General features: G+C 31.9%; 25 protein-coding genes and 3 tRNA genes. 10 read left to right on the top strand and 18 right to left on the bottom strand.

Translation table 11 applies throughout. The annotated features are described in order from the left end of the window. Positions 1-79 precede the first annotated feature (79 nt). A complete protein-coding gene (locus ACN0WY_RS10300; RefSeq protein WP_417800303.1) occupies positions 80-2380 on the top strand; it encodes a M20/M25/M40 family metallo-hydrolase in 2301 nt (766 codons plus the stop codon). A gap of 54 nt (positions 2381-2434) precedes the next feature. Here ACN0WY_RS10300 and pyk read toward each other — a convergent pair whose 3' ends face one another. The 5 genes from pyk to ACN0WY_RS10275 all read right to left on the bottom strand — a co-directional run bounded on the left by pyk (position 2435) and on the right by ACN0WY_RS10275 (position 6659). After that, the gene (pyk, locus tag ACN0WY_RS10295) at positions 2435-3862 is read right to left on the bottom strand and encodes a pyruvate kinase (protein WP_330487914.1); all 1428 of its coding nucleotides are present in this window, start codon (positions 3860-3862) and stop codon (positions 2435-2437) included. Between the two features lie 4 nt (positions 3863-3866). Then, complete coding sequence (locus ACN0WY_RS10290) at positions 3867-4337, bottom strand: IPExxxVDY family protein (protein WP_330487913.1); 471 nt, start codon at positions 4335-4337, stop codon at positions 3867-3869. Between the two features lie 84 nt (positions 4338-4421). After that, positions 4422-5159, bottom strand: coding sequence for a ribonuclease III (gene rnc / locus ACN0WY_RS10285; RefSeq protein WP_330487912.1), 738 nt, complete (start codon positions 5157-5159; stop codon positions 4422-4424). A 6-nt stretch (positions 5160-5165) separates the two neighbouring features. Then, positions 5166-6416, bottom strand: coding sequence for a beta-ketoacyl-ACP synthase II (fabF, locus tag ACN0WY_RS10280; RefSeq protein WP_330487911.1), 1251 nt, complete (start codon positions 6414-6416; stop codon positions 5166-5168). A gap of 6 nt (positions 6417-6422) precedes the next feature. Beyond that, a complete protein-coding gene (locus ACN0WY_RS10275) occupies positions 6423-6659 on the bottom strand; it encodes an acyl carrier protein (protein WP_028891431.1) in 237 nt (78 codons plus the stop codon). A gap of 180 nt (positions 6660-6839) precedes the next feature. Between ACN0WY_RS10275 and ACN0WY_RS10270 the strand changes: the two genes are divergently transcribed. Together ACN0WY_RS10270 and ACN0WY_RS10265 are read left to right on the top strand one after the other, a co-directional pair. Beyond that, on the top strand, positions 6840-7409 hold the full coding sequence (locus tag ACN0WY_RS10270; protein WP_417800302.1) for a phosphoribosylglycinamide formyltransferase: 570 nt from the start codon (positions 6840-6842) through the stop codon (positions 7407-7409). After that, a complete protein-coding gene (locus ACN0WY_RS10265; protein ID WP_417800301.1) occupies positions 7402-8040 on the top strand; it encodes a viroplasmin family protein in 639 nt (212 codons plus the stop codon). Before ACN0WY_RS10270 ends, ACN0WY_RS10265 begins: the two co-directional genes overlap by 8 nt. A 56-nt stretch (positions 8041-8096) precedes the next feature. Here the strand turns inward: ACN0WY_RS10265 and ACN0WY_RS10260 are convergent, their stop codons facing one another. Then, complete coding sequence (locus ACN0WY_RS10260) at positions 8097-8444, bottom strand: toxin-antitoxin system YwqK family antitoxin (protein ID WP_417800300.1); 348 nt, start codon at positions 8442-8444, stop codon at positions 8097-8099. A 172-nt stretch (positions 8445-8616) separates the two neighbouring features. Between ACN0WY_RS10260 and ACN0WY_RS10255 the strand changes: the two genes are divergently transcribed. The 3 genes from ACN0WY_RS10255 to ACN0WY_RS10245 all read left to right on the top strand — a co-directional run bounded on the left by ACN0WY_RS10255 (position 8617) and on the right by ACN0WY_RS10245 (position 10107). Beyond that, positions 8617-8817, top strand: a complete 201-nt coding sequence (locus ACN0WY_RS10255) for a dodecin family protein (RefSeq protein ID WP_330487907.1) — start codon at positions 8617-8619, stop codon at positions 8815-8817. A 71-nt stretch (positions 8818-8888) separates the two neighbouring features. Beyond that, positions 8889-9245, top strand: a complete 357-nt coding sequence (locus tag ACN0WY_RS10250) for a DUF1304 domain-containing protein (protein WP_330487906.1) — start codon at positions 8889-8891, stop codon at positions 9243-9245. Between the two features lie 55 nt (positions 9246-9300). Further along, positions 9301-10107: a mechanosensitive ion channel family protein gene (locus ACN0WY_RS10245; protein ID WP_330487905.1), complete on the top strand. Its 807-nt coding sequence runs from the start codon at positions 9301-9303 to the stop codon at positions 10105-10107. Here ACN0WY_RS10245 and tsaB read toward each other — a convergent pair. The 9 genes from tsaB to cyoE form a co-directional block, all read right to left on the bottom strand. After that, the gene (gene tsaB, locus ACN0WY_RS10240) at positions 10104-10778 is read right to left on the bottom strand and encodes a tRNA (adenosine(37)-N6)-threonylcarbamoyltransferase complex dimerization subunit type 1 TsaB (RefSeq protein ID WP_417800299.1); all 675 of its coding nucleotides are present in this window, start codon (positions 10776-10778) and stop codon (positions 10104-10106) included. The genes ACN0WY_RS10245 and tsaB overlap by 4 nt on opposite strands. Before the next feature lie 97 nt (positions 10779-10875). Next, complete coding sequence (locus ACN0WY_RS10235; RefSeq protein ID WP_330487903.1) at positions 10876-12207, bottom strand: TolC family protein; 1332 nt, start codon at positions 12205-12207, stop codon at positions 10876-10878. A gap of 400 nt (positions 12208-12607) precedes the next feature. Then, positions 12608-13132: a DUF420 domain-containing protein gene (locus ACN0WY_RS10230; RefSeq protein WP_330487901.1), complete on the bottom strand. Its 525-nt coding sequence runs from the start codon at positions 13130-13132 to the stop codon at positions 12608-12610. Between the two features lies 1 nt (position 13133). After that, positions 13134-13781 (bottom strand): SCO family protein, encoded by a 648-nt coding sequence (locus ACN0WY_RS10225; RefSeq protein ID WP_330487900.1) that lies wholly within the window; start codon positions 13779-13781, stop codon positions 13134-13136. Positions 13782-13792: 11 nt separating this feature from the next. Next, on the bottom strand, positions 13793-14440 hold the full coding sequence (locus ACN0WY_RS10220) for a hypothetical protein (RefSeq protein ID WP_330487899.1): 648 nt from the start codon (positions 14438-14440) through the stop codon (positions 13793-13795). 66 nt (positions 14441-14506) lie between these two features. Continuing rightward, positions 14507-14845, bottom strand: a complete 339-nt coding sequence (locus tag ACN0WY_RS10215; protein WP_099215117.1) for a cytochrome C oxidase subunit IV family protein — start codon at positions 14843-14845, stop codon at positions 14507-14509. Between the two features lie 19 nt (positions 14846-14864). Continuing rightward, complete coding sequence (locus tag ACN0WY_RS10210) at positions 14865-15848, bottom strand: cytochrome c oxidase subunit 3 (protein ID WP_330487898.1); 984 nt, start codon at positions 15846-15848, stop codon at positions 14865-14867. A 56-nt stretch (positions 15849-15904) separates the two neighbouring features. Beyond that, entirely contained in the window at positions 15905-16489 is a 585-nt protein-coding gene (locus ACN0WY_RS10205) for a cytochrome c oxidase subunit 3 (RefSeq protein WP_330487897.1), read from the bottom strand. Then, on the bottom strand, positions 16489-17427 hold the full coding sequence (gene cyoE / locus ACN0WY_RS10200) for a heme o synthase (protein WP_330487896.1): 939 nt from the start codon (positions 17425-17427) through the stop codon (positions 16489-16491). The genes ACN0WY_RS10205 and cyoE overlap by 1 nt, the downstream gene beginning before the upstream one ends. Positions 17428-17565: 138 nt before the next feature. Here cyoE and ACN0WY_RS10195 point away from each other — a divergent pair. The 4 genes from ACN0WY_RS10195 to ACN0WY_RS10180 all read left to right on the top strand — a co-directional run bounded on the left by ACN0WY_RS10195 (position 17566) and on the right by ACN0WY_RS10180 (position 18508). Further along, positions 17566-17637: transfer RNA gene (locus ACN0WY_RS10195), tRNA-Gly, on the top strand. Positions 17638-17660: 23 nt separating this feature from the next. Then, a tRNA-Leu gene (locus tag ACN0WY_RS10190) sits at positions 17661-17749 on the top strand. A gap of 63 nt (positions 17750-17812) precedes the next feature. After that, positions 17813-17898 (top strand) — tRNA-Leu (locus ACN0WY_RS10185). Between the two features lie 328 nt (positions 17899-18226). After that, complete coding sequence (locus ACN0WY_RS10180) at positions 18227-18508, top strand: hypothetical protein (RefSeq protein ID WP_417800298.1); 282 nt, start codon at positions 18227-18229, stop codon at positions 18506-18508. Between the two features lie 107 nt (positions 18509-18615). Here the strand turns inward: ACN0WY_RS10180 and ACN0WY_RS10175 are convergent, their stop codons facing one another. From ACN0WY_RS10175 to ACN0WY_RS10165, 3 genes are all read right to left on the bottom strand, one after another. Then, positions 18616-19239 (bottom strand): hypothetical protein, encoded by a 624-nt coding sequence (locus ACN0WY_RS10175; protein ID WP_417800297.1) that lies wholly within the window; start codon positions 19237-19239, stop codon positions 18616-18618. Then, the gene (locus ACN0WY_RS10170) at positions 19232-23632 is read right to left on the bottom strand and encodes a DUF6443 domain-containing protein (protein ID WP_417800296.1); all 4401 of its coding nucleotides are present in this window, start codon (positions 23630-23632) and stop codon (positions 19232-19234) included. Before ACN0WY_RS10170 ends, ACN0WY_RS10175 begins: the two co-directional genes overlap by 8 nt. Positions 23633-23640: 8 nt before the next feature. Then, a partial coding sequence (locus ACN0WY_RS10165; RefSeq protein WP_417800295.1) for an RHS repeat domain-containing protein occupies positions 23641-26912 on the bottom strand: 3272 nt, incomplete at its 5' end.

Raw genomic sequence — 26912 nt, 5'->3', positions numbered from 1 at the left:
ATATACTGATTTTTAATCGATTACAATTACCCCTCTTAAAAAATAAATTACTTACTTTTATAAGTACTAAAATCCAACTATGAAATCATCAAGAAATTACCTTGCAGTTCTCATCATTATTTTAACTGTTTACTGGAGCTTTAACGATATACTTCCAAGTGTAACCTCTTCAAAAAAAGAAATTAGTGCTACTGAATTTTCAATTGATAATGCACTATATCATTTAAAAAACATCTCTCAAAAACCACATCATACTGGATCTAAAGAACATAAAAAAGTACAAGAATACCTAGTTCAAGAGTTACAAAAACTAAATTTAGAACCTGAAATTCAATATCAAACTGCTATTAATAAAAAGTGGAGAGCAGCAACCACTACAGAAAATATTATTGCTAAAATTAAGGGCACTGAAAACGGCAAAGCTTTACTGCTTTTAACCCACTACGATTCTAATCCTCATTCATCACTAGGTGCAAGTGACGCAGGTTCTGGCGTCGTAACTATTTTAGAAGGTATACGAGCTTACCTAGCCGCAAATAAGACGCCTAAAAACGATATTATCATACTTTTTTCGGATGCTGAAGAGTTAGGTCTTTTAGGTGCACAGGCTTTTGTTGAAAAGCATCCTTGGGCAAAAGATGTTGGCTTAGTTCTCAATTTTGAAGCTCGCGGTAGTGGTGGTTCTAGTTACATGTTGATGGAGACTAACGGGAAAAACAAAACATTATTAACTGAGTTTTTAAATGCAAACCCTAATTATCCAGCTGCTAACTCTTTAATGTACGGTGTATATAAAAAACTTCCTAACGATACGGATTTAACTGTTTTTAGAGAAAAAGGAGATATTAACGGATTTAATTTTGCCTTTATTGATGATCATTTTGACTATCACACCGAACAAGATTCCTACGAAAGATTGAATAGAGAAACATTATTACATCAAGCAGACTATTTTACCACTTCGTTAAACTATTTTGCGGATGCTGATTTAACGAACTTAAACAGTGACACTGATTATATTTATGTTAATTTTCCTTTTACTAAGTTGCTAACATATCCGTTTTCTTGGGTACTGCCAATGCTTATCATTGCCTTTTTGTTATTTATAGCACTGGTTGCTGTAGGTATATATAAGAAGAAGATGACAATTGTAGGTATCTTAAAAGGCTTTATTCCTTATATGGTATCTTTAGTATTGTGCATCGCTATTTCATACGGACTGTGGCAATTATTGTTAATTATCCATCCACAATATACCGACATGCTTCATGGTTTTACCTATAATGGATATCAATACATTATTGCTTTTGTTCTTTTAAACCTTTGGATTCTTTTTAAAGTATACAATAAACTAAAAGAAGCCAAAGCCATCGATGTACTAATCGCTCCCATAACTTTTGGGTTGGTTATAAATGTTATAATTTACATGAATTTACCAGGAGCTGGTTTCTTTATTATTCCTGTTTTTGCTTCTTTATTGATTTTAGCAATCTTACTCTTCATGAATATTAATAAAGCATCTAGAGCTACACTATTTGCAATTATATCTATTCCAACAGTGTATATGATTGCTCCTATGGTTCAATTATTTCCTGTAGCGCTAGGTTTAAAAACAGTATTTATTTCTGCCGTACTTCTGGTGTTTATTTTCGGATTGATGCTTCCTGTTTTTTATCAGGAAAAAACTAAAAACGGATGGCAAACGTTGACTGGTTTTCTTGCGTTATTATTCTTTGGGTATGCAACGTTTAATAGTGGTTTTTCAATTGAAAAGAAAAAACCTAATAGTTTAGTTTTTATTCAAAATTCTGATACAAACACTTCGTATTGGGCTAGTCATAATAAAACATTAGATGGATATACGAAACAATATTTTAACGACGAGTCTAAACAAGGTGGAGCTGATTTAATGGCTGGAAAAAGTAAATACAACACTTCTTTTAATTATTACCAAAAAGCAGAAAATAAAAACATTCGTATTTCTAACATCAAGATTCATCAAGATACCGTTGTTAATAACCAACGAAATGTCTCATTTACAATCACTCCTACTCGTAACATTGATAAATACGAGTTGTATACAAATACCCAAATAGAGTTAACTAATTTTACTGTAAACGGAACTTTATATGATAAAGGAGAAGCTTTTACAGCCGATAAAGGAACCTTGTTAATTTATCAAATGGCAAATACTGATAAAGACTTGACTATTTCTTTTACAATTGATAAAAACACCGAGCCTGATATTGTAATTAATGAAATATCAAACGATTTATTATCGCATCCTAAGTTTACCATACGACCAAGAAGTGAAATAATGATGCCAATGCCTTTTGTGGTTAACGATGCTATTATTTGTACACGAAAGCTTAAACTATAAAACAAAAAAGCTCAACTTTTAAAGTTGAGCTTTTTTATATTCTATTATCTCTATTTAGTCTATATGAGAAACACGTAACGTGTTTACCATTCCTTTTGCTTTCACTGGCATTGAAGAAAGGTTAATTATAAAATCCCCTGTCTTTACATAGCCTTTTTCTTTAGCTATTTCATTAATATCTTCAATTGTATCATCAGTACTTAATTCTCTATCGTAAAAATAAGCTCTAACACCCCACAGAAGATTTAACTTTCCTAAGATTCTTTTCTCAGATGAAAACGCTAATACATGTGATTTTGGTCTCCAAGCTGAAATTTGAAAAGCTGTATATCCACTATTAGTTAAGGTTGATATTGCTGCTGCATTGATATCATCTGCCATCAATGCTGCATGATGACATACCGATTTTGTAATAAATCTTTTGGTACGAATATGAGGTGGCTCTTGTGGCACTTCAATTAAATCTGAAAACTCTACACTACCAATAATTTCTGTCATTTTTTGGATAACTCTAACAGGGTGTTTTCCTACTGAAGTTTCTCCTGAAAGCATTACAGCATCTGCTCCATCCATAATAGAATTTGCTACATCATTTACCTCCGCTCTTGTTGGTACAGAGTTTTCAATCATAGTTTCCATCATTTGTGTAGCAATAATAACTGGTATTCTGGCTAGCTTCGCTCTGCGGACTAAGCTTTTTTGAATTAAAGGAACATCTTGCATAGGCACCTCTACCCCTAAATCTCCACGAGCGACCATTAATCCATCACAATATGGAATTAAAGCATCAATGTTTTCAACAGCTTCAGGTTTTTCTATTTTTGCTATTACAGGAACTCTATAACGCGATTTCTGTTTAATGATATCACGTAAAATACGTAAGTCTTCTGGTGTTCTTACAAACGAAAGTGCAATCCAGTCTACCTCTTGTTCTAAAGCAAAAACTACATCTTTTTTATCCTTTTCTGTTAAAGCTGGTAATGAAATTTTCGTATTTGGAAGGTTCACTCCTTTTTTCGATTTCAGTGCTCCTCCAACAACTACTTTGGTTATAACTTCACTTTCTTTGTCTGTAGCAGTTACTTCAAACAATAGCTTACCATCATCAACTAAAATTTTCTCCCCTACCTTTACATCTTTTGGAAAACGTTGGTAGGTCATGTATGCTTTTTCTTGTGTTCCTTCACACTTTTCTGTCGTAAAAGTAAAGGTATCGCCTGCTTTTAATTCTACTCCTTCCTGCATTACACCAACTCTAAGTTTTGGCCCTTGTAAATCGGCTAAGATGGCTACATTATAACCTCTTTCTTCATTTATCTCGCGTATTTGACGTACACGTTCTTTTACTACTTCATAGTCGGCATGTGAAAAATTAATTCTAAAAACATTTACACCAGCTGCAGCCATATCTGCTAAAATTTCTTTTGTGTTTGTTGCTGGACCTAATGTTGCTACAATTTTTGTTTTCTTGTTATGTGGCATATAATTAAAAAATTAAAAAATCTTTCGATTTTAATGAGTTTACCTCTATTTGATAAGAGGTTATTATTTGAGGTATTTGTTTAATAACTTCAATAATTTTTACAATTGAGTCGTAATCAAAATCTCCTTCTAACTTTAAAAAAAAGTCAACTTTTTTCTTTTCTGGTATCAACCGCGTTATTGAATCACTTTGATTAAAAAGACTTATTGATTCTGCTTCAAGAGTTGACTTATAAGCATTTGCTATTAAAAACCAATCTTGACATAATTTAACATTAGTATACTCGTATACCGTGTAAGATGATAGATTTCCTTTTTTAACAAAATCTAAATCGTAACCTGCCCTATTAAACTTAATTTGTAAATATTGGTTTAATAAATATGCTAATTTATACTCGTTTAAAGTAGTATGAATTCCAATCAATATATAATTATCGTTAGAAAACTCATTTATGTTCACCTCATAAATTGGCATAAAAACAATTATTTGTTTTTGCTAAATTAATGAATGTATAGAAAATACTATGTAAATTTTACGAAAACGTTTTTTGTTTACGTGTTAAGATTTAAGCATTTGGTTTTGCATGGCAAAATACACCCTTTTTGCAGCGATTTCTTCTGCTTTTTTCTTTGATGTTGCTCTTCCTTTAGCTATAATATTACCATCGATACTAACACGTACACTGAAGTGCTTCTTATTTTGATTCCCTGAATCTTCGTAAGACTCGAATTTATACTTTTTCTTTTGCTTTTGGCACCATTCAATTACAAAACCTTTATAACTAGATATTTTACCTTCTAATCGCTCTATATCTACATAAGGCATTATTACTTGTTCATAAATAAATTGATGACAGTAATTGTATCCTCTATCTAGATAAATTGCCCCTATAAGGGCTTCAAAAATATTTCCGTGAATATTATTGCTAACGTGCTCTTTAGAAATATTACTTTTTACAAATCTAATTAACTCTAAATCTTTCCCTAGATTGTTCAAATGTTCTCTGCTTACGATTTTAGATCGCATTTGAGTTAAATATCCTTCATCTCCTTCCGGTACTTTTTTAAACAAGTAAGAAGCTATTACTGTACCTAAAATGGCATCTCCTAAAAACTCTAAACGTTCGTAGTTTATAGGATGTCCATTACTATCTACTAATTTTAAAGATCTGTGCGTAAATGCTTTTTTGTAATACGATAACTTAATTGGTTTAAAATTAAGCAGTTCTTTTAATTCGTAGTAGAAGTTTTCATCCGCTTTGTTTTGGGGTTTAACAATTCTACGAAGAAAATTCATAAAAGGTTAATCTAGTTTTTTAAAGGCAACACAAGCATTATGACCACCAAAACCAAATGTATTGCTCATTGCAACTTTAATCTCTCTTTTTTGAGCTTTGTTTAACGTTAAGTTTAACTCTGGGTTGATGTTTTCATCAACGTTAGTGTGATTAATTGTTGGGGGAACAATACCGTGCTCCATTGCTAATAACGAAGCAATTGCTTCAATAGCACCAGCAGCACCTAACAAATGTCCTGTCATAGACTTTGTTGAGTTGATATTAATGTTTTTAGCATGATCTCCAAACACCTCAGAGATTGCTTTTAATTCTGCAACATCTCCTAAAGGGGTTGAAGTACCGTGAGTGTTGATATGGTCTACGTCTTCTGGTTTTATTCCAGCGTTTTCAAGACAGTTTTTCATTACTGCAATTACACCTATTCCTTCCGGATGTGGTGCTGTCATGTGGTGAGCATCTGAAGACAATCCTCCACCAATAACTTCTGCATAAATTTTAGCTCCACGAGCTTTTGCATGTTCATATTCTTCTAAAACTATGGCACCAGCTCCTTCTCCTAAAACGAAACCATCGCGTTCAGCATCAAAAGGTCTTGAAGCTGTTTCTGGACTTTCATTTCTTGTAGATAAAGCATGCATAGCATTAAAACCACCCATTCCAGCAATTGTAACAGCAGCTTCACTACCACCTGTTACAACTACGTCGCAGTGGCCTAGTCGAATATAGTTTAACGCATCAATCATAGCATTTGCTGATGATGCACAAGCAGATACCGTAGTATAGTTTGGCCCCATAAATCCATTTTTAATAGAAATATTTCCAGGAGCAATATCTGCAATCATTTTTGGGATAAAGAATGGGTTAAATTTTGGAGTACCATCACCTTTCGCATAGTTTAACACTTCATCTTGAAATGTTTCTAAACCTCCAATACCCGCTCCCCAAATAACGCCAACTCTTAACTTGTTAACTTCATCTAGGTTTAACTTAGCATCGGCAATTGCTTCGTCTGAAGCAACCATTGCGTACTGCGTAAATCTATCCATTTTACGCGCCTCTTTTCTATTTATAAAATCGGTCGCGTTGAAACCTTTAAGCTCACATGCGAAACGAGTTTTGAACTTGGCAGCATCAAAATACGTTATAGGTGCTGCTCCGCTAACTCCGTTAACCAAGCTATTCCAATACTCTTCTTTATTGTTTCCTATTGGCGTTAATGCGCCAAGTCCAGTTACTACAACTCGTTTTAATTGCATATAATCTTATTTTTTTGCGTCTTCAATATAGCTAATCGCTTGACCTACAGTACCAATGTTTTCTGCTTGATCATCTGGAATTTGAATATCAAATTCTTTTTCGAATTCCATGATTAACTCAACTGTATCTAAAGAATCTGCTCCTAAATCGTTTGTGAAGCTTGCTTCGTTAGTTACTTCGTTATCGTCTACTCCTAATTTGTCTACGATAATTGCTTTTACTCTTGATGCAATGTCTGACATAATTTGTTTGTTTTAAAATTTAAAATCGAGGCAAAAATACAAATCTTAGTTATTAATTCTAACTTTTGCTCAAAAATGTGATGTCTAAAATAAAAAAAATACCTGAATATTTTGCTACAAACACCACCATTGTTAATAATTATTCTTTTTTTTGTAGTAACAAAACAACTAAATTTTAACATGAAACGCATCGTTATTTTTGCTTCTGGTTCTGGTTCTAATGCCGAAAACATCATAAAATACTTCAACTCTTCTAAAACTGCGATTGTTACTCATGTGCTTTCTAACAACCAGCATGCCAAAGTTTTTGATCGTTGTGAGAAACTAAATGTTGACGCATCGTTATTTGATAAAGAAAGCTTTCATAAAGAAGATACGGTATTAAATTTTTTACTTGCAGAAGCTGACATTATTGTATTAGCAGGGTTTTTATGGCGTATTCCTTCTAAAATTGTAGACGCTTTCCCTAATAAGATAATAAATATACACCCTGCTTTATTACCAAAGTATGGAGGAAAAGGAATGTATGGAATGAATGTACACAATGCTGTAAAAGAAAATAATGAAACTGAAACTGGTATTACCATTCACTACGTAAACGAAAATTACGATGAAGGCGCTATTATTTTCCAAGCTAAAACGGCTGTTTCTACGGATGATACTCCGGAAACTATCGCTCAAAAAGTTCACGTGTTGGAATATAAACACTTCCCAAAAATTATAGAAGAGCTTATTTTACAAAATGGGTAAAAAGAAAAAATACTACGTAGTTTGGAAAGGAAAAAAAACAGGGGTCTTTTCTTCATGGGACGCTTGTAAAAAGCAAATTAATGGCTTTACTGGAGCACAATACAAAGCTTTTGCCGATAAAAAAGAAGCTGAGTTAGCAATAAAGAAGAGCTATAACGACTACAAGGGAAAAGACACTAAAAAAACAACACTTTCTCCAGAAGAAAAAGCTACCTACGGTTCTCCTATTTTAGAAAGTATTTCTGTTGACGCTGCTTGTGCAGGAAACCCTGGCTTAATGGAATATAGGGGGGTGTTGACCCATAACAAGAAAGAAATATTTAAAATGGGGCCATTTAAAAACGGTACTAATAATATTGGTGAGTTCTTAGCTCTCGTCCATGGAATTGCCCTGTTAAAAACTAAAAAAATGGATTCTTATCCTATTTATTCTGATTCTAAAATTGCTATGAGTTGGGTTAAAAAAAAGCAGTGTAGAACCAATATTACATTTGATAGTTCTAATAAAGAGGTTTTAGACTTAATTAAACGTGCTGAAAACTGGTTACAACAAAACACTTTTACAAATCCTTTATTGAAGTGGGAAACCAAAGCATGGGGAGAAATTCCTGCTGATTTTGGAAGAAAATAAAAAACCGAGCATATTCAAATACTCGGTCTAATTCTCTTATTCTGCAAAATATTAACTTATTTCACTGCCATTTTGGTTTCTTCTTTCCAAGTTTGTACACTTGCTATGGCATTATCTTTAAAATCGATTTCTTTCAATCCATCTTCTTTCCACATAAACCATTTACCTACTTTTTTTCCTGCTTCATAATGACCAATAGCCACCTTATTTCCTTTCTTATCAAAAGAAGTCCAAGTACCTGTTAACTTTTTATTTTTGAAAAAACCTTGTTCTTTAATAGTACCATTCTCATAAAAATAAGTGGCTTTTACTAAATCACCTTCAACTTCATATTTTGGCTCTACATCTTGAGCTTGTATAAATGATATCGACAACATACAAGCTGCTAATACTAATTTTTTCATAATCTAAATCTTTTAAAGTTAATACCTGTTAACACAAATATACAAAAATTTTACATATTTGAAACATTTACATAACATTAAATTAACATTAAATATTTTAACACTTGATTATCAAATTGAAAAGACTATAAAAAATCTTACATTTACATAAATTAATCTTAAAATTATTATTATGGCAGTAATGAAAGTTATTGAAATTTTAGCAAACTCAGAAGAAAACTGGGAAGATGCTACCAGAAAAGCCATTAAACAAGCTTCGAAATCGGTAAAAGGTATTAAATCTGCCTTTGTACAATCGCAAAGTGTAGTTGTGAATGATGATGAAATAACTGAATTTAGAGTAAATCTAAAGGTAACTTTTGAAGTAAAATAACCTTAACCTAAACAAATTATTTACTATATGCGGTTTTGACAATTATCTAAACCGCATTTATCTTTTAATTTATGATGAATATTGTACAATACATTCTCTTAACCTTGGTAGCTATAATTCATTTATATATTCTTGTACTAGAAATGCTACTATGGACCCACCCCAAGGGAATAAAAACTTTTGGTTTAAAATCAAAAGATTTTGCAGAAGAAACAAAAGTATTGGCTGCTAATCAAGGCTTATACAACGGTTTTCTAGCAGCTGGTCTAATTTGGTCTATTGCATCACAAAAAACCGATGTAGGTCTGTTTTTTTTGAGCTGTGTTTTTATTGCTGGTCTTTATGGTTCTTATTCTACAAAAAAACCTCGTATTTTTGTCATCCAGTCTATTCCTGCTTTCGCAGGAATAATTAGTCTAATGCTATAAGATTAACCACTACTAACTAAAATCATTTATTAACAACTAAAATTTACCATAAAAAATGGAAAAGTATTTAGAAAAATTTCAGGACCTCATAGTAATGTATGCTCCTAAAGCAATTGTTGCTATTATTATTTACATTGTAGGTTCTTACCTTATCAACTTAATTCTTAGAGCAGCAAAAAAAGTAATGTCTAAAAGAGAGGTAGATATTACATTGCAAAAATTCCTAGCTAACTTATTAAACTGGTCATTAAAAATTCTTTTAATTATTACTGTAATAGCAAAATTAGGTGTTGAAACCACTTCTTTTGCGGCTATTTTAGCTTCAGCAGGTTTGGCTGTTGGTTTAGCTTTACAAGGCTCTTTAGGTAATTTTGCTGGAGGTGTTTTAATTATGCTTTTTAAACCGTTTAAAGTTGGTGATTTAATCGAAGCTCAGGGGGAAATTGGGGTTGTAAAAGAGATTGAAATCTTTACCACCAAACTCATAGGATTATCTAATAAAGAAATAATCATCCCTAACGGATCTTTATCGAATGGAAATATTATAAATTATTCTTCGGAAGGGACTCGTAGAGTGGATTTAACTTTTGGTGTTTCTTACGACGCAGACATTAAGCAAACTAAAGAAGTATTAATGAATGTTATCACTTCGCACCCCAAGGTATTAAAAGATCCTGCTCCGACAGTAAATGTGTCTGAATTAGCAGATAGTTCTGTGAATTTTGCTGTAAGACCTTGGTCTAAAACAGAAGATTATTGGGCTGTTTACTTTGACATAACAGAAAATACTAAAATTGCCTTAGATAAAGCGGGAATAGAAATTCCTTACCCTCACTCTGTTGAAATCCACAAAGAGAGTTAACGTTTTTTTTCAGGCGTAACCACAAAATCTTTTAAATAAAAAGGTTCAAAATAAGCGACATCTTCGATGTCGTTTTTTTTGTACTTATCAAAACTTAACTGAACCATTTCTTTCGCAGAAGGAAACTCTCCATCAATAAAAACTGCATTTTCGTGCGTAATAACTTCTTTGCACTTTTCTGCTCCATCCCCTAAGAAATATACTTTTCCTTTTAACAAGTACTCTTGAAAAGAATTTTCGTCTATAATTTCAGCTTTTATATCTCTTACTCGTTCGTGTTTAGAATTATATACAGCTGCATATACTTCCATACGACGAGCATCTAACATCGGAATAATTACTCCTTCTTCCATAGAAACTTTATGAGCCAAAGATTGCAAGGTTTCTATAGCTATTAAAGGTTTATCAAAAGCAAAACACAGCCCCTTAGCTGCTGAAACTCCAATGCGCAATCCTGTATAAGAACCCGGCCCCTTACTTACTGCCACAGCATCAATATCATTAAAAGAAAGTTTTGCTTCCTGTATTACCTGCTGAATAAATGGGTGTAGTTTCTCAGCATGTGAATAGTTTCCATCATTTAACTCTTGTATTGCTAAAAGCTCTCCTTTAGCTGCTACACTAACCGAACAGTTTTTAGTTGCAGTTTCTATATGTAAGATTGTTGCCAAATCTGAAATTTATTTTTGGCAAAGATACATTATAAAGAAAAACCTCATTAGTAAAATTCTAACAAGGCTCTTCCAACAATAAATATATCTTTCTAAATTATTCTACGATTGACTCTCCGTAGTAAAATTTCAATACTTTCGTTTTAAACACATAATCATATTTTGCTCTAATTATTGCTCCTTCCGCATTCACCAATCGGTTACGTACTTGATCAAAATCAAATTGAGTCATCGACCCATAGTCGTAGCTAACTTGGGCATTTTTAAAAGCTTCTTTTTGAGCCTCTAATGACACTTGAGCTGCTTCATAGGTTTTAGCAGCTGCTTTTGCATCTAAAAAAGCACTTTCTATTTCTTGTTGTAATTGTAATTTTTGATTTTCTAAAGCAAGTTCAGAAACCTCTTTATTTATTACAGATTTAGTAACCCTATTTTTTGTTTGAAAACGATTAAAAATTGGAATATTAAGTGATAAACCTATATTATACCTAATTCTATCTTTTGTTTGCTTAAAAAAGTACTCATTAGTTTGGCCTGGAAATAGGTTATTAAACTGGTGAAAATAAGAACTACTTGCTCCTATAGAATAAGACAAGTTGGGTAAGTAAGCTCCTTTTTCTAGCTTAATATTTAAGTCAGCGTTGCTTACATCTAACTTTGCTCTTTCTATATCTGGCCAAGCAGTTAATGCTTTTTCATATACTATATCTGAGTTATCATATAATAATGCTGCTGAAGGTGAGCCTACTTCAATATCAGCTACATCAAAATCTTTAGAAGGTATTTGCAATAATTGACTTAACCTTAGTAAGGCTATGCTCAAAGTATTTTCTTGTAACACTACACTTTGAACATCATTCGCAGCAGTAGACTCCACATTTAATAAGTCTCCTTTTGGTATTACCCCTCCTTCAAACTGAGCTCTAGCTCTTTCTATTTGCTTTTTACTAATCTCTGCTTGGACTGTTGCAACCTCTAAATTTTCTTTAGCAAACAATACATTTAAGTATTCATTTACTACATTTAAAGAAATGTCATTTTCTATTTTTGCTAAATCCAACTCACTTCCTTTAACACTCAATTCTGCCTGTTTTTTTTGATTTAGATTTCTGAAACCGTTAAAAATAGTTCCTCTACTTGACAGACTGAATGAAGAATTAAAATTTTGTGTATTCTTTAAAACTCCTGTTTGATCTGGTGATAAACCAGAACTAAAACCAGCACTTGAAGAAGCGTTTAAATCAGGTAAAAAATTTCCTTTAGATATTTCAACGTCCTTTTCAGCTAATTGAACGCTTAAGCGATTTTGCTTAACTGATATGTTGTTTTTTAAGGCGTAATCTACACACTCTTTAAGTGTCCATTGTTTTTGTGAAAAAACAGCTACAGAAGTAAAAATAGCTGCAAATAATGCAATTTTAGTTTTCAAAAGATCAATATTTTTTATTTAAACTCAGTTAGTTGATATTTCTAAAAGTAGAAATATATTGCTTTTCTGTTAATTAGAAAAACTAGCAAACAATTCTGTATCCTACCATATAAATACGGTAAGTTATTTTTTACTGCGACTATATGACGATTAAAACTGAGAAATGTTACAAAAAATATTCTTGATTTTGAAATACTAGCTTTTTGCTTTCTTTTTGTGACGGTAAATAAAGTAAAATAAAAGTCCGACTAATATATATGGAAACACCATTAAGTAAGTAATTCCATTATTTACTCCCTCAGCGATCGTTTCATTACCTCCTTCAACGACAGCCTTACACATTGCACATTGTGCAGAAGCATTCAGGGAAAATACTAGAAATATAAAAAATATAATTTTTTTAAACATAATAAGGTGATATCATTAAATAAACAACTACTCCTGTAACCGCTACATATAACCATAAGGGAAATGTAATTTTTGCAATTTTTTTATGTTCAGGAAAATTCCCCAAACGAGCTCTCATAAAGGTTATTAAGACAAATGGGATAATGATAATTGATAATAATATATGAGTTATTAAAATAAAAAAGTATACATATTTAATTATCCCTTCTCCTCCAAATTTAGTAGAATCTGAAGTCATGTGATATGCCACGTACATCACCAAAAACAACGCAGAACAAACAATAGCTGTGGTATTTAGCTGTTCATGTAATTTTCTTTTTCCATTTTTAATTGCTACTACCGAAGCAACTAGCAACACAGCCGTAAAACCATTTATACTAGCATAAATAGGCGGTAAAAAAGACAATGGTTCTACATTAGGTATTTTAATCCCAAATAAAGCAGCTACTGCAATAGGAATTACGATAGAAATTACGGTAATAAACTTTTTATACTTTTTTTCTTCTGCTGTACTCATCTTACTCTTTCAGTAATAACTTAATATCTTCTTTTAACTCACTAATTTGGTTTCCAAAATTATGCTCATCCAAGGCTCTGTAGTACATAATTGGATTACCATGTTCATCATAACGTGAACGAATGTATCCATCTTTATCAACTAATGCAAACAAACCAGAATGCTCAAAACCACCATGGCTAGCTTCTCCTTTACCAGCATATAGCTTGAAACCTTCATTCGACAAATCATATACAACATCCTCTGACTTTCCGGTAAGTAAATGCCAGTTTTTATGATTTATCCCATTATTCTTTGCATATTCTTTCAATTGGTGTGGTGTATCAATTTCAGGTGTAATTGAAAAGGATGCTATCCCGAAATTCGGATTCCCCATAAATTCATTTTGAATTTCTACCATTTGTGCATTCATTAAAGGGCAGATAGTAGGACAAGTGGCAAAAAAGAACTCAACTACATACACTTTTCCTTCGTAGTTTTTATTAGTGATTGTTTCACCGTCTTGATTGATAAATTCAAAGTCTGGCACTTTATTGAACTTATGCAAGTTAGCTGTTTGGAAGTGGGCTACAATTTTAGGGATTGCATAAATACCAAAAAGCAATACGATTAGTGAAATACCTACGTATGAATAATTTTGTTTTTTCATCTGAGTTTTCCTTAAATTTCTCTATCTGCGTTGTTCTTTTTTAATGCCAAACGATACTCTGCCAGTACTACTTTAACATCATCTTTCATTTTATTATTTAGTTCAGCTACAGACTTCATATGATAGCCAAACAACTTACCCCCTGCACTGTCCTCATCATCTGTTCTTCCTCTTAAACTCCCCTTTTTATCAATTATAAAAGCCTTTGAAGAATGTAAGTTTTTATCTAATGACTGATTTGTTTTAAAACTATCGTACAATACTTCAATTTCAGCTTCACTAGCATAAATAAAGTTCCATTTTATCATGTTTGTAAAAGCTCCTATTTCTTTCTGAAGTTTTTCTACGTCTTCCTTGGCTTCGTTGGAAGCAATAACGATTAACTGGAAATCTTTAAATCCATAAAATGGTTTGTAAATCTTTTCATTAAGGTTAAACAATTCTCCTTTTGCCTCTTCTACATTACTTCCTATAAAGGCAACTATTGATATTCTTTTATCAAACTGGTGTTTTTTACTTATTGAAGAAATATCAATTACATTTTCTGTTAGTACAGGTAACTTTGCAAAGTTATTGATTCCTAATGATAAAAATATATAAAACAATAATGGCACGATGAACAGTGCAAACAATACTATATTTCTTTTTGTTTTATCCATTTTATTATAAATTTAAGTATAAAAAAAGGTGGTTATGACACCACCTTTAATTTTTATTTTATATGATTACCATTTTACTAATGGTGCTAATGTATCGTATAAGTAACCACCTTCTATTAATACTAAGGTTACTAAGTAACATATTAGAAAGACAGCTGTCCAAACGATAGCACGTCTAAACCAAGGTTTTTCTCCTTCTAAGTGCATAAAAGCCCATGCAATGTAGTATGCTTTTACAATCGTTAAGATAATGAATATCCAGTTTAACCAACTAGTACCCCATCCGTGTAAGTGTAAACCTGCTGGTTTTACAATACCTAAAGCTACCTCTACTGTTGTTACTATTGTTAAGATTGCTAAAACAATCCAAATTCTTTTTGTATTTGATTCGTGTGCGTGACCCATTTTTACTCTTGTTTTTTGATTATACTAAGTAGAAGAAAGTAAATACAAATACCCAAACTAAATCTACAAAGTGCCAATATAAACCTACTTTTTCAACCATTTCATAGTGTCCTCTACGCTCATACGTACCTAACACAACATTAAAGAAAATGATAATATTGATTACAATTCCTGAGAATACGTGGAATCCGTGAAATCCTGTAATAAAGAAGAAGAAATCTGCAAAAATTGGGTTTCCATACTCGTTTACATGCAAGTTGGCTCCTTCTACAACCATTTTAGCTTTTCCTAATTGAGCTAAACTCTCTTCTCTTGATAAAATTATTTTTTGTTTGGTTTCAGGATTTACTTTTTCAATTCTGATTAATAGGGATGGATCTGCTTTGAAAGCTTCCTGTACCTGAGCTACTGAATATTGAGAAATTGTTGCTTCTTTTTCAAACCACAATCCATTTTCTCTTTGATGCTGAACTCTTTCATCTTTTCTCTCATTGTGAACAAAGTCTGCTAAAGCAATTTGATGACCGTCTTTTACAAATTGTAAAATATGATTATCTGTAGTTTTAACAGCACCATAAGATCCATTGATGAAATTTTTCCATTCCCAAGCCTGAGATCCAACGAAAATCAAACCGAAAACTATCGTAGCAAACATATACCAAGCTACCTTTTTTTGTTGCATTTTATGACCTGCATCTACCGCTAACACCATAGTTACCGATGATACAATTAATATAAACGTCATTAATGCCACATAGTACATCGGTGCGTGTACACCGTGCAATCCTGGAAAGTGTGTAAATACTTCATCAGCAATAGGCCAAGAATCAATAAATTTAAAACGTGTTAAACCATACGCTGCTAAAAAGCCCGAAAAAGTTAATGCATCCGATACGATGAAAAACCACATCATCATTTTACCATAACTAGCGCCAAATGGTTTTACACCACCTCCGCTCCAGGTCTCCTTGTTGTCAGAATTTACAGCAATATTTGCTCCCATAAATCTCTTATTGTTAATTTTTGTTAAATCAGTGCGCCAAAATTACGCATTTTTCATCATCTAATAAAATAGAAAAAGAAAAATAGATAAATCCACAGTACATCAACGAAATGCCAAAAGATTGCACCGAGTTCAAACCCAAGCATATCGGCTGAAGAATACTTCTTTTTAAAATGATTATAAATAACGACTAAAAGCACGATTACACCTGCCAATAGGTGCAAAATATGCATAAATGTTATTCCTATAATAAACGATGTAGATACGGTGCTTTCTGGCCCTGTAAAATAAAGTCCTACAGCCTTTAGCTCATTAAAGCCTACATATTGATACCATACAAAACCTAAACCTAAGACTAAAGTTATTAGTAATAAAGTAAATGAAGCTTGTATATTATCTTTTTTTAATAATTTTTGAGAGAAAAATAGCGTAATACTACTTAACACTATTAATACCGTACTTATATAAAATGCTTGAGGTAAATCAAACGTAACCCAATCTTCACGGTTCATACTAACTACATAAGCACTTGTTAACCCTGCAAAAAACATCACCATGCTAATCATGGAAATCCATAACATTGGTTTAGCCGATTTACGTTTCGCTACTTTTAATTCTTCTTTCAATGATTGTTCACTCATTAGTGTAAAAATTTATCTACCACATAAATTATGGGTACAATTGTGATATAAAAAACACTCGCTAACATTAATTTACGAGCATCGGTATTTTTTTGTGTTTTGTATAAAACTATCCCATAGTAAAGCATCAACAACCCTAATAATAAAATAATTGCTGCTGTTATAGGGTATATATAAAAGTCTCCCGTCACCTTTAACACAGGCGCAATCGACATTAAAATCATAATACAGGTATAAAAAATAATTTGCACTACTGCTCCTTTGTCTTTTTTATCCATAGGAAGCATATGTAAACCTGCTTTTTTATACTCTTCAAACTGTAACCAACCGATTGCCCAAAAATGGGGGAATTGCCAAAAAAACTGAATCATAAATAAGAATCCTGCTTCTATACCAAATTTTCCTGTTGCTGCTACCCAACCTAACATAAAAGGAATAGCGCCAGGAATAGCACCTACAAAAACGGCTAAAGGCGTTACTGCTTTTAAAGGTGTATAAGCACTGGTATATAAAAAGATAGAAATTGCGCCAAATAAGGCACATTTAGGATTAATCGCATATAAAATAGCAATACCAGCAATAGTAAATAATGTAGCAATGATTAAAGCTGTAGTTGCTGACATTCTTCCAGAAGGTAACGGACGGTTTTTTGTGCGTTGCATTACGGCGTCAATATCCTTTTCTATTACTTGATTAAAAGCATTTGATGCCCCAACCATTAAGTACCCGCCTAAAGCTAATAAAACTATGGTAGTATAATTAATCGATTCTGCTCCTAATAAATATCCAGTGATAGAAGTAAAAACCACACTAATGGATAACCCAACTTTCGTTAACTGTTTAAAGTCTTTAACTATTGATTTTATGGAAGTTTTAGTATGTACAGATGAAACGGAATCCACTTCTAATTTTAAAAAATTTCTGCAAAGATATTCCATTCTTATTGAACCACCATAAATTTTTATTGGAATTAAAATTGAAAAAAATTAAAAACTGCTTTGTAATTAAAAAAATGGTGTTATATTTGCACCCGCATTCGCAGTAATGCACGTTCATTAAAATAAAAAAATGACTACGCGAAAGTAGCTCAGGGGTAGAGCATCACCTTGCCAAGGTGAGGGTCGCGGGTTCAAATCCCGTCTTTCGCTCAAGCCTTTTTATAAAAGAGTATGCTGAAGTGGTGGAATTGGTAGACACGTTGGACTTAAAATCCAATGAGCCGTAATGCTCGTGCGGGTTCAAGTCCCGCCTTCAGTACCAAGAAACCTCACTTGTATGAGTGAGGTTTCATTTTAAAAAAGTAGTCATTAACAAAACACATACGCTGAAGTGGTGGAATTGGTAGACACGTTGGACTTAAAATCCAATGGGCCGTAATGCCCGTGCGGGTTCAAGTCCCGCCTTCAGTACAAAAGCCTTAACATTTAGTTGTTAAGGCTTTTTTTATTCTTATATCCCGTCCTAAAGTAAGTTCACACATAATCGCCTTATTTATAAAAAGTAATTAAGCATGGTATTTAAGGTAAAAGTATCATTTTAGTTTTGTTATATCTTAATACGAAGCTAAAAGCTCATTCTTTAAAAACCACAACATTACTGCTGTGGTTTCATCTTTGTTATTTTTTAAAATTTAATTTCTAGTTGCTTACGCATAACCGCCACTAGTAAATACTAGCGGGAGCAGGGGAATTTGTTTTTAAGTATGTACAACAAAAAGAGTTAATATCCCTAAATAATATGAAAGCCACCAGATCAAAAGAAATACTTTACGTAGATTATTATACTAGAGAAACAACGGAAGAAACTGCATATATTTTCTTTGCTATGGATGATTTGTCTGAATATATTTTCGCATTGGGAGCATCAAAACAGATAAGTGAATTAATAATCCTACAAAGGTTTAAAAAACTAATAAAACACAAAGACTTTAAAAGTTCACCTAAACTTCCTTTTACTTTAGTTTCTAGTTTTGGAGGTGAGTTTGAGAAAAAAATTAAATCAATAATTTTTCCTTTTTGAGGAAAAATTATTTTTAATACTGAAACTGTAAAAAATAAAACACGAAGTTTTATGAATTACACAAATAATATATAGAAGTATAAAAACCACCTTAAAGGTGGTTTTTATTATTTTTTTATTTCTTCAAACTTAAACACTTCATTCTTGTTTTTTAGTTTGTATGTACCGTTTTTTAAGTCGATAGATTCAATATCTATATTATCAGACTCATCATATCTATGTGTTTGATAAAAACTTTTATTATAAAAAATGGTTTTTTTCCAGCCTGTAGAAGAATCATAATATTCAAAAAAATAGATTTCCCCTTTCTTAAAGGAAAACTTAAAATCTTCATCATCTATAGTATAAATAATACGATAATCTAAAAGATTTTCTTTTTCTCTGATATAGAAAATGTTTACAACAGGATCTTCTAAAAAAAGACTCCCTAAACTTTCTTCATAACTTAACACTAACAAATTTACTTGATAATTAATGTTATTATATGTTTTATAACTTATTTCTTCAGTAAAAACATAAGATTTATTAATGACACCTGCTTTTTTTAAAAACTTAACAGGTTCTATTTCTTTTTTAGAAATTGAATCTACTGTTTTAATCTCTTTTGAATTCACTTGCTTTTCTTCAGCTTTCTTATAAGTTTCATTAACGATAGAAGTACTTTCTTCTTTAGCTTTCTTTTGGCTATTACAAGATGTAATAACCAAAAGAATTATTATTATTTTATTCAAACCCTGTACCATTTAGTAATTCGTCTTTTCTTTGATTAGATATTAGTCTTGTTTGATTTTTACCATTCTCAGTAGTATTTTTAAAGTTCTGAAATGTAAAAATTATATTACCATCTTTATCTTTAGATATTCTTACTACACCTGTTATACTTTGATTACCACTTTCATCTTGGGATTTAAAGAACACATCCTTATAAGCAGTATTTGCATCTAAAAGTTTTGATTTTTTCAAAAATGGATTGTTCTTCCCTCTCAACTCTGTCCCTATTTCAAAATGTAAATGTACATTATTTCCTGTTAATCCATTTGCATTTCCTGTAGTACCAACTGCTCCTATTTTTTGACCAGCCTTAACTGTGTCTCCAGTTTTAACATCAGTTGATTCTAAATGAGCATAAAATGTATAATAGGTTCTAGTTACTTTTTTTGTTTCAGGAATAATTGTTCCATCACTTCTAGTTGTATATTCACCTGTAGGTACGTGATCTGTATGAGTAGTTTTTATAGTAACATAATTACCATATGAACTACTTGTTCCTGCCTTATGTACTTTACCTGACATCGAGGCTCTGACATTACTTCCTGCTGGAGCATACAAATCATGACCTGCATGCCATTTTCTACCATTATTTCTTGTATAACCTGCCCCTAAATTACTTGCTCTATTAACTCTTACTCTTTCCATACCATCTAAAACATTTTCACAATTAATTCCAGGAGGGCAATCTCCATCAGGATCAGTTAAGTTTGTAGGCTTATTCAATGCGAAACCAAAAGGGCTACTATGAATTTGACCTACTGCTTCTGCTTTATTATCAATATTCATCCAACGACCAGCCCATTTATCATAGTTTCTTGCGCCAAAATCTAAGGTTGCTAAGCCATTTTCATCGTTTTCTTCTTTACCGTTATACCCAAATGGATAATATGCTCCATTGATAGCTGTATTATAGCCTTCATGAGTTCCACCAAATGGATAATAGTTTTTCTCATCCAAAATTTCAGTAGCAGCTTGTATAACTCCATCGTTATTTAAGTCTGAATAATTCAAGCGTACATTCCCTAAATGGTCGGTATATGAATACACATAATTGAAGCTACTACCATCTTTCTTTACATATCCTTCAGCATGTTTAAAGTCTTTTAATGCACCATTTACATATCTAAACCCTCCTGAATACTCTGTGGTAACACCATTACTTACTTTTTTCAGTTTAGCACCTGAAGCATCGTAGGTATATTTAATTAGTTGACCTCCTACATTGATTTGTACTGGTAAGTTTAAGTGATTGTACGTAATATTTGAGGTGATACCTTTATTGGTGTCAGTAAGCATATTACCATTCGCATCGTAGGTGTAATCATCTGTTGTATCTACTGTACTACCTAGCACATCATCTTTAAACCCAAACTGGTCTGTAGTAGCTCCATCTGAGATTCTTAGTAACTTATTACCGCTATCATAACTGTATGTTAAATCGTCCATCGTACCAAAGCTTGTTGCTCCTATATTTAAATGCCCTTTTCTTACAAGCGTCTTGATATTCCCATTTTTATCATAAGTTACCGAACTTAGGTCATATCGGTCTATATTTCCTGTAGCACTGACTAATCTATTTAATGCATCAAATTCATACGAGTAAGACCTCGTACTAGTATCGGTGTTTAAGGTATTCCAAGAAGTTTCACTTATATTCCCATTATATAGGGGCGTAGCACCGTTTTGAGGATTGTTGTAGTTGATACTAAAGTTAAACAAATCGTTATCGGTAGCATCATCATCCTCATTAATCTTTTTTAACCAACCCCTTATGTTATATTCATAATCTATCTTTTGTAAATTACCTCCAATCTTTTTAGCTTTTAATTGCCCTAATTCATCATATTGATTGCTTACGATAGTTTCTCCGTTTACTTCTGATATAGTAAACTTAATCGACTTTCCTGTTTCAGCTATAACCTGAAAACCTTCTTTTAAAGTAATAGAATTGTTATCTACTATTATTTTATCCTCTGATAAAGTCATTACTTCAGAAAACACAATGTCTGTTGAGTTCGCTTCGTTACTACAGCTTATTAAAGAAACATCTCCTATACATTGTTGTTGGGATAATAACCTTCCTGAGTGGTCATATATAAAAGAATCTACAATTACAACTGCTTCTTGCCCTCCCCTTTTATGGGTGGTTCTTACTTCAATAGGCTTTCCTGTAAAATCTAATTTATTCTCTACTATATCGATAGTTTTTAATTCGTCATTTTTACTATATACATAAATTGGTCTTGCTTTTTCATCATAATAAGTTATTGTTGTTACCCACTTTTCTGGTGAAACTCCTAAAACTTTAACTTTGCTACCTGTAGTTAAGCCTTGTAAACGTGTTGTTGAACTTACATTGTGCACTGTGCTTACAGAGGTGTCATTGCCTTCCCTATTAAATGTATAATCATCATAATAATTTACAGTTAATACTTCTAAGTTTGTGTTTGGAAAGTCACTGCTACTGTAATAAACTCCTAATACTCCTGAGCTAGTTAATTTTTCTTCATAGTATTTTTCTTTTGAACTATTTTGATTGTCAAAATAGGTTTGCATCTCTTCTCTATTAATAATTGAACTATGAGTATAAATACCTGTGTAAATTACTCTTCCAAAAACATCATATTTAGTAAACAACCACTTTTTATCATCTACAATACTTGTATTGTTAACACTTCTTAGGTTAGCATCTTGATTGAGAACGGGTCTGTTTAATTGATCATACACAATATATTCCCAACCTTTCCCTGGTATTTTCTTTTCTACTAATCTATTTTTATAGTCATATACATATTGATAACATAACTCATTCAACTCTGTTGTAGTTGGCTTATCGGCTTGAGCCTCTACTTTTGGAGGCAACACATAAGTTAAATTTCCAAAGTCATCATATACGTAATAAGTATCGTGTTTTTGACCGTTATTATAGGTTCGTTTTAAAATGACTTGTCCTTCTTTGTTTTTAAATTCTTCAGTTGTATGATTTAAACCTGAAGTCCAATTTTCATCTTTAGTTACTGTTTTATACAGCTCTCCTTCTTCATAATTACTATCACCTCCTATTAGCGTAGGTATATAGGTATTTTCAGTAACTAAAACGCTTACCTTATATGCCTTTACTTCTGTAACTAAATTAGCGTCATAATCAAATTCAATTTCATGACCATTTCTTAATCTCCACGCCTCTCCTGGAGCCGCTTGTTTTAGTACTCTGTTAAGTGGAGATCCATCAAATTCTTTTTTTGAATAAGCATTTACTTCATTTACATCTGTTACATTTGGAAAATCCTCCGCATATTTTGCTTGATAAAAGGTCTTTGTTGCCCTCGCTACATCTCCTGTTGTTATATTTCCATTATTTGTTGTAGTGGCGTAAGGTAAATATTCTTCAGCCTTCCTTCCTAATGGGTCATAGGTAATATGTGTAACGATATCTTTTGGAATTTCATTACTCGTTAAAACCCCTCCAGCTTGTATTGCAATACTTTGTTTGGCTCTACCTAATCCATCAAAGTAAGTAATACTTTCTAGTACATCTTTATTACTTACTATTTCTTTGGAGCTTGTCATTGGCTTTTGATAAGTCCTTGTAAAAGTATAGTTTTCATTAGTACTATAAATAGAATCATCAGGATTATTGTTGGAACTATTTTCATCTATTTGTCCATCACAATTATTATCTATGCCATCAGAAATCTCAATAGCCAAAGGATTAATTTCTGGATTATTATTATTACAATCGCCATCTTTATTTGAGTAAAATAAAGGTTGTCCATCAGGACCAATAAATTCAGGTTTACTACAATATAGGATTCCTCCTCCTCCTCCATATCCATCATTATCTGAATCCAAATACCAATATTTAGGAAGTGTAGCATCAGAATCATTACAGTCACTAAAATTACTTACATAACCTGAAGGTTCTGAACAATCAAGAACTCTGTTAATTTTATCTCCATAGCCATCTCCATCATTATCTCTATAATAATACCTAGGAAGAGAAGAATTACTATCATCACAATCACCTCCTGTAGAAATATAACCAGACGGCTGTTTACAACTATAAATTCTAGTATTCGAATCTCCTAATCCATCTCCATCATTATCTCTATACCAACTTTTTTCAAACGTAGCATTTGGGTCACTATCATCACAATCTAAATCATTAAAAACATAACCATTGGGACGGGTTGCACTTCTATATGTAATTAAAGGATTCCCTAACCCATCCCCATCTGCATCGCGGTACCAAACACTATCTTCGCCTGTATCTATTGGTGTTGGTAACGTTTGAGAAAAAAGATTTCCTATAAAAAAAAGAGAGACAATTATTAATAATATATTTTTTTTCATAGCAAGAGTTAGTTTTTATAATGGTATTTGTGTTCTTTTAAAATATTCCCGTCGGCATCTCTTACAAGTTTCAATCTGTTAAAATCATCATACTCGTAATAAGTTGTCTCTCCTCGTAAGTCAGTTATACTAGTAACTCCTATTAAAGGATTGTAGGTGAATGTAGTAACTTTTGATTTTGGTGATAGAGCATTTCTTAATGAGCTTAACGCTGTTCGTAGATTCTTTTCATCACATAACTCTGAATCTGTACAGTTATCATCATCTAAATTAGATAACTCTTGTATTTCTTCAAGTGTATTATAATTAGCATTTAATGTAGAGATAGCTAGATTAACTTCTGCCAAAGTTGCGTTTTCTATCTTAGCTATTGGCTGTGTTTGATAATAGCCCCAAATATAAACAGTATGTTTTCCTCCTTTTCTACTAACCTCTTCAGGGTTGCCTTTACTATCATAAGAATGAAAAACTATATAATCGTCTAGTGTTTTGGTGCCTTTACCTACTCTGATTTTACTTAACTTAGGCTCCAGAAAATCGAATAATTTTTGCTCAGTACTTAATAAAGCATTATCCTTATAAGTTTTCTTTTGCAAGACCTCTGATAAACGATTATTCTCAATTAACTTATCAATAGCTTCTAAGTTTTCTGAAGGAACATTTATTAAAGTTGACTTATCCTTTGGATATTTGTATTCAGCTTTTATCTTTTCTCCTAATGAATTTAATGATTCTTCTTCTGAAATAAGGAAATCATTATTATACTTAAATGAGGTTCTACTAACTATTTCAACACCATCTTCAATCCTCTTATCTTCTGTTTCTAAAACATTATGCTTGTTACTTAGATACTTGATTACAGAACTTCCTTCTCCTGGAATAGAAAAATAAGATTCGACAACATCCATATTATCTGAAAAACCATATTGATTTACTTTTTGATTTATTAAATTATTTTCGTTATCAAATATTTGCTTTACTAAAGGCTTTCCTGTAGCAAAAGAAAAATTTGTTTCTGGAGGATATGGAAAATAATCATGGGTATTCTCTCTCCTTCCATTTCCTGTACTAGGAACAAAAAGATATGTAAAATCTCCTCTAAGATTAAATATTGATGACTTGTATAATTCTACACCTTGATTGGAAACATAGTTTGTTGTTCCTAAAGTTATATAATTAGTAAATTCAGTATTAATGTAACCGTTATTTTGCCCTCCTGAGATTATTCTCTTTTCTACACTTGAATACCCAAAATTAGTATTAAATGTATAGTTAAAATCATTTATCGGAGCAGATGAAATATAATATAATGGAGTTGGGTTACTCTCGCTAAAATATCTTCCTAAACCAGTAAACATAGGTATTGTTTGAATCCTTCCATTGGTAAGTCCTGCACTATTATTATAATTATATTCAGTAATAATAGGGTTTACATCATCCATACTTGACTTTAAAGTAGTTTTCTTAATTCTTAAACCTGGTCCATTAACATTTATATTTCTCCATAAGTATTCATTTTGCTCATATTCTAAGTGTAATTCTCCCCCCGTTGGGTAAATAACTTTTTTTAAAATCCCTGCCTTAGAAAAATTAAAATTTGGTCTTCTATCAGCAAATTTAACCTCTGAATCACCACTTTTTTGATAGTTAAAAAGCCTAGATTCTGTTCCTGCATACGAAGGTCTAGGGTATAATGAAAACACTCCTTGATCCATATAATCTCTTTCTTCTTCTGGATACCACCATAAGTTTGGTAAAAAAGTAGCCCCATTATTATTATTAAAATACCCCCAATAATCTTGTTCATAAGAAAATTTATATGGTAATTGTGTAGAGTCATACTCAAAATTAAAACTACTTACTTTTTTTAATTTACTGTCTTTAATAATAATTTTTTCTAAAAAAAGTCTTTTATAAAGTGATTTTTCGTGTTCAGGTAAAACATTATTATACCCTTCTGCAATATTATATGAATGAAGCAGCTCAACCTCTTTAACCAACTGATTTTTGGCATTATAAACTCTTATTCTATCAAGCTTCTTTGATTGTGAATTAATTTTTTGTTCGTTATTTGAATAAACATCCTCCCTTAACGAACTTGAAATAAACTCAATACTTCCTTTATTCCAAACTATCTTTTTTAATCTTGGATATGCTATTTTTTGTAAACTATTGTAATAATTGTAAGCTCTTTGATATATACCTCCAGCAAGTGTACCTAGATATAAATTCCTCTTCCAGTGAGTGTTAGATAAATTATAGATGGTATCAGTCTCATACTCATAAGTAATTTTTTTTCCTTTAAAAGTTGTTATTTCTGAAATATGCCAAGCTTTTGGCCAAAGTCTTTCTGAAATACTTACTGCTTCAGGTTCGGTTCCTGTTTGGCATTTAGCTTGTCCTAAAGCATCCCAAAAAGAATATGGAGCAGCTCTTTGCATTTGAGAAAGCTTGTTAATAGGGGTAGTTTTAGCTAAAGTTTCCAATCCAGAAGGCACGTTAGTTACTCCAGAATTACTAATATAGTTTTGTCTTTGATAACGTAAAAGCTCAGTATCATTATACTTATACCTAGTACCATCAACATCTTTAATTTCAAACTCTGTTATTCCATTACTATCACTTAAAGAATAATTAATTTTAATTGAATTTTTATCAAAAAAATGGATTTCATTTAAATCTTTAAAAAAGAATTTTTCCCCTTTTTTATTAGGTAAAAACAAATTAAAAATATCTGGTGCGCTATCAGAAGCTCCTTGAAAAATACTTCCTAGATATTTTGATTCTTCATCATGATTAGGCGTATTCCAATTATTCTTTTCTAGGTTTACTATTCTACCAACCATATTATTTGAATAAAGCCAACCACAGTTGTCAAAAACTTTTCCAGTATAGCAAGTTACAACTTCAGATTGATTTGTGATAGGATTTATATATACTGTCGAGTTCGGAACAAATCCAACATTCTTTTTTACATCGTCTGGTACTCCTATTTGATTTCGTGTTATAATACTTCCAGCAATTAGCGACCAAGACTGACCTATCCAACTAGCCTCTTCTTCAACTTTAATTCCTTTGGAATCGTACTGGATATAAATTGGAATTTCCAAATCATCTATTTTTATATTAAAAATAGGAACAGTTAAATCTAAGCTCCCTTGGAACTCGTTAACGTTAGCTGATTTAATTTCTTCAAATTTAGATGTAGTTGGAGAATTAGGTATAATTGTATTAATATCATAAAACTGTGCATGAGTTTTAAATACGCATACGATTAAGC

This window comes from Tenacibaculum sp., from assembly GCF_048269885.1.
Classification (GTDB): Bacteria; Bacteroidota; Bacteroidia; order Flavobacteriales; family Flavobacteriaceae; genus Polaribacter.
This window is presented reverse-complemented; position numbering and strand designations above follow the sequence as displayed.